The sequence below is a fragment of the Moorena sp. SIO4E2 genome (assembly GCF_010671945.1).
GTDB lineage: Bacteria > Cyanobacteriota > Cyanobacteriia > Cyanobacteriales > Coleofasciculaceae > Moorena > Moorena producens.
In genome coordinates, this window is record NZ_JAAHIE010000227.1 from 1 (window position 1) to 11,060 (window position 11,060).

The following is an 11,060-nucleotide window of genomic DNA, read 5'->3' on the forward strand; positions in this document are numbered from 1 at the left end:
TCACCGGTTATAAACTGTCAGCAACACTGGCTCCACATCCCGAGCGCCAATAATCTCTTGCTGTAATCTAGGAATTAAACCAGACTGAAGTAGAAAACTTTTACCCACACCGGAGGAGCCACAAATTACCGTTAGTTTGTGGTCTTTGCGACCAATACGCTCAAGTAAGTCATTAATCCCTTGCTCTCGACCAGAGGCAGCAATTTGATCAGCCACAATTCGCTGCTTGTCCTCTGCCGTTACCTGAATATCCCTGATTCCTTCCTTGAGGGACAATCGACTAGCGCCCACAAATGCCCGAAATCGGAACTGATACTCGATTGATTGCTGGTATGCTTTAACTGAGAAGGCTTTTTTATACTCCCCTTGATCAAAGTAGAGCTGTCGCAATTCTGCCAGAATTTTAATATATAGATCAGGATTAAAGTTAGGTAGGGTTTGGTCTTTGGCAAGCTTAAGATGGTCAATCCCCTGCTGAGGTTGACCGAGATGCTTGTAGGCTTTCGCTAAGGATAAGCGATACCAACCTTGATGAAGTCCCCACGCCCACTCCAACTGCTGCCGGCTCAGGTCACCAGGGAGTTGAACAGAATTCTTGGCCTTGGTAAGGATGTCCAGTGCTTGAGTTGCCAACTCCTTGACCCGAGACCATTGGGAGCGAGCTATGGCTACTTCTGCAGCTAGAAAGCCGTAATCATGGGCAAGCCAGACCGGGTTGGGATATTTTTTATGGAGGGCTTTGGCTTTTTTCCCTAACTGCTCCAATTCATCCCATTCCCCTAGTCTTTGTAGAATTTCCCCCAAGGGATTGATAAACTTAGCGACTAAGTTGGGACGCTGGGCTTTCTCAAAGGCTTGATGTGATCGCAAAAAATAGTCTCTAGCCCTTAGGCAATGTTGAATATCCTGATTCCGGTCTTGATCGGCATAGGTACGGTACAATTGCCCCATATGGAACAGAACACATCCGTATCGGATCAGATGTTCGGGGTCGGGAGAAGGGTAAGCTCGCAGGAGATCTTCCCATAGCTTTAAACTTCTTTGATAATGCCGTTGGGACTGGTTGAGATTATGGGGAATTCCTCGACCTAGGATAAATTCGACACTGGCTTCTAAATCTAGGGCTAATTGTACCTGCCGATGTTGCAAGTCTTGCCAAGCCCAGCGTAAGTCAGCCAGCTGCTGGTTACTGAGATTATGTTTATGGTTAAGAACGTCAGCAGCTCCACCGGCTAAGACTTGAGTAAACCCAAGATCAGTAACCTGTTGGATAAATTCGATTACATTAGCGCTAGAGATTTGAAAGTCTAGGGGTGAACCGGTTCCCCAACTGGCCAAATCCCTGGCCGAGCGCAGGAATTGGGAATATACTCGGTCATCTACCCAAAATAAAACCGGCACATGGAACTGTTTCCGAAACTCTTCCCGGACTCGATTGGCTAATTTCAGCAGTTGCTCAAGGTCTCTGACTACCTCAAAGCCATACACCATAATGCCTTGGGTCGGTTGTTGTGCCAGTTGGGATTGAATCTTGCTGTATATCGTCCTGTAGAGTTGGGTGATATTGGAAGTTAGGCCAATCGGGAGAATCTCTACGGAACAAACCTCGGCCAGCTGTTTTATCAACTGCTCTCGCCACTGGGTATAATTACAATGGGCAAAGATTAAGGAAAATTCCTGTTCACTGGCTCCCATTTCCATTGCCCAAGCCAACTGCTTCAATAGCTGTTGATGATCAGCTTGTTGGTTATGCTTCTGTGGCTGACGATTAGTCATAGAGTTATGGCAATGGGTGTTATCGTGTTTCTAAATTCAAGGTCTGACTTTTCACCTTCTCCACCCTTCCCGCACCTCCAAAACTCTTCCCCCGATTCCCGATTCCCGATTCCCGATTCCCAATTCCCAATTCCCGATTCCCGATTCCCGATTCCCTACACTACAACTTCCCCGTTTCTAACAGAATCGGATTGACGGTAAACCAAGACCCTTGAGTGTCATAGTACTCATACACAAATAGACTACGCACCAGCACTCGATAATGGTCGTCACCACTTACTTCTTGGTTCTGATGAACCTGACGCAATAATTTCCACTCCTCTTCATCAATTGCTAATCGGATTTTATTACAGCGACTACGAATAACCTGGTCTAACCCTGCCCAGGATAGCGGTAACTTGCCCTCCACCATAATCCAATCCCGAATCATTGCCAGTAACTCCCGCACATGGCCACCACTGATAGAACAGAGTCTGTCAAGGGTTTCTGGTGCATCAAACACTTCCCCAATTCCCTGCAACCGTTGCGCTGATGCTAGCTTTGGGAAAGCTCTAGCCATTACCATCGCTCTGAGCCTTGCCATTCCTTCCTCACACTCCTTACCATTCCGTTGCTTCACTGGCACCATGGGCAACACCTTCGGCTCAACCCCGAAACGATTGGTAAGCCGGACGATATCATTACAAAATCGTAGCCCTAGGGGCATGGTATAAATCACATGACAGTGGAGTTGGCGCAACTGTTCTCCCCGGTCTACAAATAAATATTCCGGTTGTGGTCTGCCCCAAGGCTTGGGCACAATTTCCACTCGGTCAAGGTTATCCACGATTACCACTAGTCCCCGTTTTCCCTGGTGTTGGAGTTGAGCGATCGCAGGCTCAATCAACTCGGTATTAATCACATCAATAATGGTTTTGGTACGAGGTTCGATATAATCCCGCAACCGATTACGCAAGGTTGGGCTATTTTTGGCTCTGGTGGTAATCTTGGCAATTCCTGCCGATAAGGAATACTCTCCCTGTTTTTCCTTGACCCCAAACTCACCAACCTTGGGAATCTTAACCTCAACCCCAGTCACATCGGAACCCAACAATGTGTTAATTTCCTGTAGGAAAGCTTTAAAGCCTTTTAGTTGTAAGTTAACCTGGCTAGCTTCCAAACTTTCACTGACCTGGCGAGCAATAACTAATAAAATATCCCCCACATCCACATCGTTCATTTCCAAGTCCTGATCCGACTCGAAGTAAACCACATGAAAGTCTTCTGCTAGCAACTCAGCCTTGAGTCGAGATAATTCCGTAGACTTCCCACAACCAATATGTCCGGTAAATAATTGACAGGTGGGCTGGTCTTCGGAGAATAGAGTAATTTGCGCTTTCAGTTGCTCAATCAGTGCTCCCCCCCGGACAGAAGAAAAATCGATATAGAGCTTCTGGTCTTCTGGCTGGGTTAGATCAAGGGTTTTGCTGGGGTTAGTGGCTTTGTAAAACTCGGTGAAATTTAGAGTCATCAGGTGTGGGGTGTGGGGTGTGGGGTGTCAGCTCATCAAGGGTTCAAGACTGTATATGTATCATTAGTAATGCTGCGAGTTCTAATTCGTTTTTGGGTACACTAATAGGTTATTTTTGTCTATAGTAATCCATTGCACTAAGGGTAGGCTAATTTAGGCTAGTGCGATCGCATCAGCCTGTGAGCCTGGTGATTGAGCCTGTGAGCCTGATCAGCCAAAGTGATCCCACTAGCTTAATGACTTGGAGGATAAAATGTAAGCATTCAGCTATCAGCTATCAGCTATCAGCTAATGCGCTACTTGAGGTGCTTTTGAATAAAATAACCACCTCAAGCAGCGTGAGCCTTGGCCTTGGCCATAGGCCAAGCTTTCGGCAAAGCCGACGCTTCGCAAACGCGAATGGCTGACGGCTGACGGCTGACGGCTGAATGCTTACGATAAAATTTATGGCAAGCCTGAATCTCAAAGAAGAAGCACGTAGATTAATCGATAAATTACCAGAAGATTTTAGCTGGGCAGACCTAATACAGGAAATTCACCTCCGCCAAGATGTTAAAACTCAACCTGCTGACAGCACAGAAGCTCGAAAGATACCTGTAGTAACAGCTATCTTCGATGGTGAGGTTTTACGGTTAGACAGAACTGTTAATCTCGAACCCGGCAAGCGCTACGCGATTGCTATTGAGACAGAAGTGACAACAGTAGTTACTAGCCAAAATGCCTGGGATGTGTTATAAGGATTTGCCGGAACAGTTGAAGCACCATCAGACTGGGCTATGGAACATGACCATTATTTGTATGGAACGCCTTGTTCAAGCTGGTTATCGAGCTTTGATGCTTGATAATTAAAAAACTATAGCACTAAGGGTAGCTACCTGTAGGGTGGGCAAAACCTTGCCCACCCTACCCATGGATTCTGTGGGTAAGTCCTGAGTAAAAAACTATAGCACTAAGGGTAGGCTAATTTAAGTAAGTGCGATCGCATCAGCCTCTGAACCTCGTGAACGAACCTCTGAACCTCCTGAGTGTAAAAAAATACTAATTAAAGTCCGGTGGGCAAAGTATTCTACTATATAGGGTTTCTCATACCTATGAACTACAGAGGATTTTTTCCCTCTCCCCACACCTCCCACACTTCCCACCCTCCCCACACTCTTATGCATAATTTCATTCCTCCGGAACGATTTTTCCCTTATCTGACCTGGACTGATATCGAACAGATGCCAGACAAAGAAAATGTTGTGATTATTCAGCCGGTCGCTTCCATTGAGCAGCATGGCCCCCATTTACCGCTGATTGTAGATGCGGCGATTGGGGTGGGAGTCTTGGGCAAAGCCTTAGGCTGCTTAGACCCAGAAATCCCGGCTTATGCCTTACCTCCCCTTTATTACGGCAAATCCAATGAGCATTGGCATTTTCCTGGCACCATTACCCTTAGTGCTCAAACCTTACTAGCGGTGCTGATGGAAATGGCTGATAGTATCTATCGGTGTGGGTTTCGGAAGTTAGTACTGATGAATTCCCATGGCGGACAACCCCAAGTGATGGAAATTGCAGCACGGGATATTCACCACAAGCATGAAGATTTTATGGTATTTCCCTTGTTTACCTGGGGCGTGCCTAACATGGCCAAGGAATTAGCTACCCAGAAAGAATTAGAATTAGGGATTCATGGGGGGGATTTAGAAACTAGTCTCATGCTCTGTCTACTCCCCGGTCAAGTGAAAATGGATCGGGCAGTAAAGGAATATCCCCAGGGATTGCCCGAAGATAGTCTATTGAGTATGGAAGGAAATTTGTCCTTTGCTTGGCTGACCAAGGGGCTGACTCAGAGTGGAGTACTCGGGGATGCCACAGCAGCAAGTGAGGAAAAAGGCGATCGCTTATTAGCCTCTCTTTGTGATGGTTGGGTAAACGTGATTCGCGATATCTATCGGTTTCAGCAGCCTGATGTGACGAAGAGGTGATTGCTTAGGGAATCGGGAATCGGGAATCGGGAATCGGGAATCGGAAGTCTGAGGAGGGTGGGGAGGGTGGGAAGTGTGGGGAGAAGGGGAGGGAAGAAGAGTGTGGGAATAGGCAAGAGGCAAGAGGCAATAGGCAATGGTGCGCCCTTGTCCCATAGTGCTGCATCCCTTTTATGATAATGTTTTCATCTATTTTTCTTCTGCCCTGAGCCGAAGCTCCCCGTTGGGAAGTTGCCTAGAACTCTTGGCTGATCAATGCGGATGGCGAGACTCGAACTCGCATGGCTTTCGCCACACGCCCCTCAAGCGTGCGTGTCTACCATTCCACCACATCCGCGATTTGCTAACCGTTTCTTAGGATAACATACAACAGTACTGAGCTGCAAAGCCTGGATCATAAAATTACTGTCAAAATTGCTGTGAAACTTAAATTGACGGGTAAACTCAATTTAGGCATGATAGCACTAGGCATTAGGGATTAAGACAAAAAAAACCCTTAATAGTTTATAAACCATGTTGCGCCCCACCCTCCCCACACTTACTATATTTCCCAACCCTCCCCACACCGACCTTTCTCCCCACCCTCCCCACACTTCCCACACTTCCCACACTTCCCCATCAATCCTAGTTTTACATCTCAACTAAAAACCCTATATAGCCAAGCTATTTTATGAAATTTTCAAAGATATTAATTGCCAATCGTGGGGAAATTGCCTTACGGATTATCCGAACCTGTGAGGAGATGGGGATTCCCACCGTTGCAGTTCACTCGACCATTGACCAACATGCTCTTAATGTCCAACTGGCCGATGAAGCGGTTTGTATCGGGGACCCCCCCAGCAACAAAAGTTATTTAAATATACCCAATATTATTTCTGCTGCCCTCACTCGCAACGCCACTGCCATTCATCCAGGCTATGGTTTCCTATCAGAAAATGCCCGTTTTGCTGAAATCTGTGCTGATCATCAGATTGCCTTCATCGGTCCTACCCCAGAAGCGATCCGGGCCATGGGAGATAAATCTACGGCCAAAGAAACCATGCAACGAGCGGGTGTGCCCACAGTACCTGGAAGTGATGGATTAGTCAGCTCTGAGCAAGAAGCTCATGCGATCGCACGTCAAATTGGGTATCCTGTCATGATTAAAGCCACTGCTGGTGGTGGAGGAAGGGGTATGCGCCTGGTACAGGATGACAGCCAATTGATTAAACTCTTCCAAGCTGCTCAAGGGGAAGCCCAAGCTGCCTTTGGTAATGGCGGGGTATATATTGAAAAATTTATTCAACGCCCTCGCCATATCGAGATTCAAATTTTAGCTGATAGTCACGGCAACGCAATCCACTTGGGTGAGCGAGACTGCTCGATCCAACGGCGTCACCAAAAGCTACTGGAAGAAGCCCCTAGCCCAGTGCTTGACCCAGAATTGCGGGAAAAAATGGGTAATGCTGCGGTAATGGCCGCTAAGTCCATCAATTACGTCGGAGTTGGTACAGTAGAGTTTCTCTTAGATGCCTCTGGTGAATTCTACTTTATGGAAATGAACACCCGAATTCAGGTAGAACACCCAGTCACCGAGATGATCACCGGTCTAGACTTGATCGCCGAACAAATTAAAATTGCTGAAGGGGATAAACTAAGCCTTACCCAAGACCAAGTTACTCTCAAAGGTCACGCCATCGAATGTCGGATCAATGCCGAAGATCCAGACCACGGTTTCCGTCCCCAACCAGGACGAATTAGTGCTTACCTACCACCAGGAGGACCAGGGGTGCGCATGGATTCCCATGTTTACCCCGATTACGAAATTCCCCCCTATTACGACTCTCTGATTGGGAAATTAATCGTTTGGGGTCCCACCCGTGATGCGGCCATTCAGCGCATGAAACGAGCCTTAAGGGAGTGTGCCATTACCGGAGTCACCACCACCCTCACTTTCCATCAAAAAATCCTAGAGACACCAGCTTTTATTGAGGGTCAGGTCTATACCAATTTTGTCGAGAAGGAGATGATGACCTGAACAGCAGAAGGCAGAAGGCAGAGGGCAGAAGGCAGAAGGCAGAAGGCAGAGGGCAGAAGGCAGAGGGCAGAAGTAGGTAAGCATATGCGCTACGCGCACGCTACTTGAGGTGCTATCAGCATTCAGCATATGCGCTACGCGCATATGCTTACGGAAGTAGGAAGAAAGACGAAAGTAAGTCCTTGGTAATTAGCGATCGCGTCTTGTTATACTTCAACCGTTTATACGCCCTGTCCCACCCTGACATTTCACTTTCAGGCGTGGGGCTTCTCGCTGCGTTCGCGTAGCGTGGCCTTTTGGCCAAAGCTAAAACCATTGGGGGTAAGTGAATGGTTACCCATTACCCCTGCAACCGGCAAGCTGTAACTTACAACCTGTAACCTCCAACCTTCAACCTTCAACCAAACAACCTGCAACCTTCAACCTTCAACCTTCAACCTCCAACCTGTAACCTCCAACCTGTAACCTCCAACCTTCAACCTCCAACCTTCTAGATCATCATCCTCAGGATTCCCTGCTGACCTAAAAGAATTTCCCGCAGCAGGCTGAAAATCCCTACCCAAATAATTGGGCTAATATCAACCCCACCAATGGGAGGCACAATTTTGCGCATTGGCACTAAAAAGGGTTCCGTTGGCCAAGCTACTAGATTAAATGGCAAACGATTTAGGTCTACCTGAGGATACCAGGTCAGAACAATGCGAAAGATAAACAAAAAGATCATTAGTCCGAGTAACGGACCAAGAGTCCAGATAGCAATCGTAGCAGCAGTCATGGCTTATTTAATCTTAATGATCACAAATGTATTGCTGGTGGCACCGTCAGCGGTGAGCGGTGAGCGGTGAGCAGTCAGTGGTCAGTGGTCAGTGGTCAGCTTATTTTATTCAAAAGCGCCGATTGCGCTACGGGCACGCTGCGCGAAGATTACCGTGGCACAGGCTTCCAGCCTGTGACCTAACCGATAAGCTGATAGCTGATAACTGATAGCTGATAGCTTACGTGCCGCCTTAGGTGGGTAGGTGGCTTACGGGCGTCCTTGTGATTGTAGTTAATTTAATTTAAACTTTCTCAATAATAGTATCATGTTCTTAGTTCACCCCTCACCAAGCCTCACCTCTGCTCCAATAGGGAACCGGCAGTGGCATGGGGGAAAGCAATCATGTCTAACACTTACCCGATTGGGAAGTGTAGGAGCATCACAAACAAGATTTACAAATTAACTAGGAGTTTTTATGACACCTTCATTAGCCAACTTTTTGTGGAGTTTACTTTTGGGTACTGCCATTGTGGTTATTCCTGCCACTGTGGCACTAATCGTCTTTAGCCAGAGCGATAAGATCCAACGCTCATAACGAAATCCCTACTATCTATGCCTTTAACGAAATAAGGCGGAGCTTCGATAGCAGGAAATTGAGTGGGTTCACAACCCGCTCAATTTTTGTATTCACAATCTCTCCTGATCCAGGAGTAAAATTGTTGTTCTCCAGTTACAGTAGAGTTTAAGACCAATAACTCGCTACCATAAAACTGACCATAGGAGAGTAGCAATGGTAAATTTTGGGTTTAATTCAGCTAGCCTTTTGGGCATATTCTTGATGCTTGCCGGAGCAGGACTCTATTTCCTGCGCTCGGTCCGTCCAGAACTAGCCAGAGACCATGATATCTTTTTCACTGTGGTCGGGGTAGTTTGTGGCTTTATTCTGGTGACTCAGGGATGGCGACTCGATCCAATTTTGCAGTTGAGTCAGCTGTTGTTGAGCGGTACAGCAATATTTTTTGGTGTGGAAAGTCTGCGGTTACGGGGCGTTGCCACTAAAAAAGCCCGGGAAGATGCTGGGTTTGAAGACCGCCAGCGACCAGTTAGCCGTAACTATTACCGCGAAGAACCACAAGAGGCTAATGTTTATGATGAATACGATGAACTAGAGCCGGTAGAGGAGCAATACTCCAACCCTCGCTTGCGGCCCACAGCAGATTCCAGGGAAAGGCGCATAGACCGTTATGAAGCAGAAACCCGCCGTCCACCAAGGAGTCGAGGGAGTTCAGAGGAATCTAGGCTAGAAGAGCGGACGCGTAAACGCCGCCCTCGTTCTAATGGTCAGTTTTCAGAACGACCTAGAGAGACCTGGCAGGCTAAGTTAGATAGTGATTGGGAAGACAGACCATATCGTAGTAGACGTTCTCGTCCTTCGGAACAATCTGTGGAACGACCTGTAGAACGATCTGTAGACACTTGGGAGGCTAAGTTAGATCGGGATCTAGACAGAGATCTAGACAGAGATCTAGATAGAGATAGAGAAGACAGACCCGTTCGCCGTAGCCGTTCCGGTCGTGAATCTATAGAAAACTATGACTCAGAAAACTATGACTCACAGATAGCCTCAAGGGAAAGAAAGCGTCGTACCACCCCAAGGGAGGAAACATCCTCTAACTACTCAGACCAAAACGATTATGTGGATTACAAACCCATCGACCTGTCTGAGGAAGATGATGAGCCGTTAGGACCGTTTGAGTACTAATAAAACTAGCTATCAGCTATCAGCTATCAGCTATCAGCTATCAGCTATCAGCTATTAGCTATCAGCTATCAGCTATCAGCTATCAGCTATCAGCTATCAGCTATCAGCTATAAACTATCAGCTATCAGCTATTAGCTATTAGCTATCAGCTATCAGCTATCAGCTATCAGCTATCAGCTATCAGCTATCAGCTATCAACTATCAGCTATCAGCTATCAGCTATCAGCTATCAACTATCAGCTATCAACTATCAGCTATCAGCTATCAGCTATCAGCTATCAGCTATCAGCTATCAGCTTAAGGGCACGCTACTTGAGGTGCTATTAGTTATCAGTTATCTGCTAAAGGCTGAGGGCTAAAGGCTGAGGGCTGAGGGCTGAGGGCTGAGGGCTGAGGGCTGAGGGCTGAGGGCTGAGGGCTGAGGGCTGAGGGCTGAGGGCTGAGGGCTGAGGGCTGAGGGCTGAGGGCTGAGGGCTGAGGGCTGAGGGCTGAGGGCTGAGGGCTGACCACTGACCGCTGAGGGCTGAGGGCTGAATGCTTAGCACCCTATGCTATCAAAACAGCGGGGAATTCGGTTCTGTGGATTGCCATAATAATCCAAAATCTCGTGAGTCCGTAGCACCATAGATTCCATCAGAGCAGTCATGTTCTTCTTTACCACTAATTGGTCTTCTGGTGAAACATAGGCTACGTCTGCCAACAAAACCTCGGTAATGTCTTCATGTGCTCCATCGTCATTAATTTTGGCATGGAGCAAGATTGGTTGATAAAAGTCCGAAGGCAAATCTAAATCTTGACACCGCTGTTTGAACAGACCGTGTGACGCATTCCCCCACCTGGCCGTAGGCCACGCGGGGCGCGTTCGTCCAGGTGGGGGTTAGTCCACGTTGATATTAATTACTATAGCGCTTTTTATCCTCATGAGGTACACATATTTTTTTCCCTCTTCCCTGCTCCCTGCTCCCTGCTCCCTGCTCCCTGCTCCCTGCTCCCTAAAACCTTAGGTGCGCTTGACCTTGGCGAATTAAATTCGCCACGGGTCGCACCTCAAAAACTTGTACCTTACTAGATTAAAAACCGCTATAAAGACCTGGAACACTGATTATTAGTTCGCGTAGGGAACAGGGAACAGTGCGTAGTGGCGTGGCACAGCTAAAATAGTGGAATAGAAGGATGATTATTTGAGGTCAAAAAAATGGGAAGAGGTCGTAGAGATAAAGTGCTGCTGACAATCGAACAAAGACGAAGACTAGAAAACATCAGTCGCAATG

The 11,060-nt window shown here is 47.3% G+C and carries 14 protein-coding genes and 1 tRNA gene; 8 read left to right on the forward strand and 7 right to left on the reverse strand.

Translation table 11 applies throughout. The annotated features are described in order from the left end of the window. Window positions 1-1,776: an nSTAND1 domain-containing NTPase gene (locus F6K37_RS21370; RefSeq protein WP_287251994.1), complete on the reverse strand. Its 1,776-nt coding sequence runs from the start codon at window positions 1,774-1,776 to the stop codon at window positions 1-3. A gap of 6 nt (window positions 1,777-1,782) precedes the next feature. Between F6K37_RS21370 and F6K37_RS21375 the strand changes: the two genes are divergently transcribed. Beyond that, window positions 1,783-1,971 carry a hypothetical protein gene (locus tag F6K37_RS21375; RefSeq protein ID WP_287251996.1) on the forward strand — a complete coding sequence of 63 codons (189 nt, stop codon included), beginning with the start codon at window positions 1,783-1,785 and terminating at the stop codon, window positions 1,969-1,971. Here F6K37_RS21375 and F6K37_RS21380 read toward each other — a convergent pair. After that, window positions 1,937-3,286, reverse strand: a complete 1,350-nt coding sequence (locus F6K37_RS21380) for an ATP-binding protein (RefSeq protein WP_287251999.1) — start codon at window positions 3,284-3,286, stop codon at window positions 1,937-1,939. The genes F6K37_RS21375 and F6K37_RS21380 overlap by 35 nt on opposite strands. Window positions 3,287-3,714: 428 nt before the next feature. On the opposite strand from F6K37_RS21380, the gene F6K37_RS21385 reads away from it, so the two are divergent. After that, on the forward strand, window positions 3,715-4,023 hold the full coding sequence (locus tag F6K37_RS21385; RefSeq protein ID WP_287252000.1) for a hypothetical protein: 309 nt from the start codon (window positions 3,715-3,717) through the stop codon (window positions 4,021-4,023). Between the two features lie 228 nt (window positions 4,024-4,251). Here F6K37_RS21385 and F6K37_RS21390 read toward each other — a convergent pair whose 3' ends face one another. Continuing rightward, on the reverse strand, window positions 4,252-4,449 hold the full coding sequence (locus F6K37_RS21390; protein ID WP_131827281.1) for a hypothetical protein: 198 nt from the start codon (window positions 4,447-4,449) through the stop codon (window positions 4,252-4,254). Here F6K37_RS21390 and F6K37_RS21395 point away from each other — a divergent pair. Next, complete coding sequence (locus F6K37_RS21395) at window positions 4,444-5,253, forward strand: creatininase family protein (protein WP_008186603.1); 810 nt, start codon at window positions 4,444-4,446, stop codon at window positions 5,251-5,253. The two genes, F6K37_RS21390 and F6K37_RS21395, sit on opposite strands and share 6 nt — an antisense overlap. 4 nt (window positions 5,254-5,257) lie before the next feature. On the opposite strand, the gene F6K37_RS21400 is transcribed toward F6K37_RS21395, so the two are convergent. Continuing rightward, the gene (locus F6K37_RS21400) at window positions 5,258-5,419 is read right to left on the reverse strand and encodes a hypothetical protein (RefSeq protein ID WP_287252003.1); all 162 of its coding nucleotides are present in this window, start codon (window positions 5,417-5,419) and stop codon (window positions 5,258-5,260) included. Window positions 5,420-5,509: 90 nt separating this feature from the next. Beyond that, window positions 5,510-5,590, reverse strand: a tRNA-Leu gene (locus F6K37_RS21405). A gap of 333 nt (window positions 5,591-5,923) precedes the next feature. Between F6K37_RS21405 and accC the strand changes: the two genes are divergently transcribed. Further along, the gene (gene accC / locus F6K37_RS21410; protein ID WP_008186605.1) at window positions 5,924-7,270 is read left to right on the forward strand and encodes an acetyl-CoA carboxylase biotin carboxylase subunit; all 1,347 of its coding nucleotides are present in this window, start codon (window positions 5,924-5,926) and stop codon (window positions 7,268-7,270) included. 325 nt (window positions 7,271-7,595) lie between these two features. Beyond that, a complete protein-coding gene (locus tag F6K37_RS21415) occupies window positions 7,596-7,721 on the forward strand; it encodes a hypothetical protein (protein WP_287252005.1) in 126 nt (41 codons plus the stop codon). Between the two features lie 39 nt (window positions 7,722-7,760). On the opposite strand, the gene F6K37_RS21420 is transcribed toward F6K37_RS21415, so the two are convergent. Further along, the gene (locus F6K37_RS21420; RefSeq protein WP_008186608.1) at window positions 7,761-8,045 is read right to left on the reverse strand and encodes a YggT family protein; all 285 of its coding nucleotides are present in this window, start codon (window positions 8,043-8,045) and stop codon (window positions 7,761-7,763) included. 59 nt (window positions 8,046-8,104) lie between these two features. Here F6K37_RS21420 and F6K37_RS21425 point away from each other — a divergent pair, with 59 nt between their 5' ends. The 3 genes from F6K37_RS21425 to F6K37_RS21435 all read left to right on the forward strand — a co-directional run bounded on the left by F6K37_RS21425 (window position 8,105) and on the right by F6K37_RS21435 (window position 9,789). After that, a complete protein-coding gene (locus tag F6K37_RS21425) occupies window positions 8,105-8,254 on the forward strand; it encodes a hypothetical protein (RefSeq protein WP_287252007.1) in 150 nt (49 codons plus the stop codon). 248 nt (window positions 8,255-8,502) lie between these two features. After that, entirely contained in the window at window positions 8,503-8,622 is a 120-nt protein-coding gene (gene psbX, locus F6K37_RS21430) for a photosystem II reaction center X protein (protein WP_071986908.1), read from the forward strand. Between the two features lie 195 nt (window positions 8,623-8,817). Further along, window positions 8,818-9,789, forward strand: coding sequence for a Ycf66 family protein (locus F6K37_RS21435; RefSeq protein ID WP_287252010.1), 972 nt, complete (start codon window positions 8,818-8,820; stop codon window positions 9,787-9,789). A 538-nt stretch (window positions 9,790-10,327) separates the two neighbouring features. On the opposite strand, the gene F6K37_RS21440 is transcribed toward F6K37_RS21435, so the two are convergent. Continuing rightward, window positions 10,328-10,573 carry a hypothetical protein gene (locus tag F6K37_RS21440; protein WP_008186613.1) on the reverse strand — a complete coding sequence of 82 codons (246 nt, stop codon included), beginning with the start codon at window positions 10,571-10,573 and terminating at the stop codon, window positions 10,328-10,330. Window positions 10,574-11,060 lie beyond the last annotated feature (487 nt).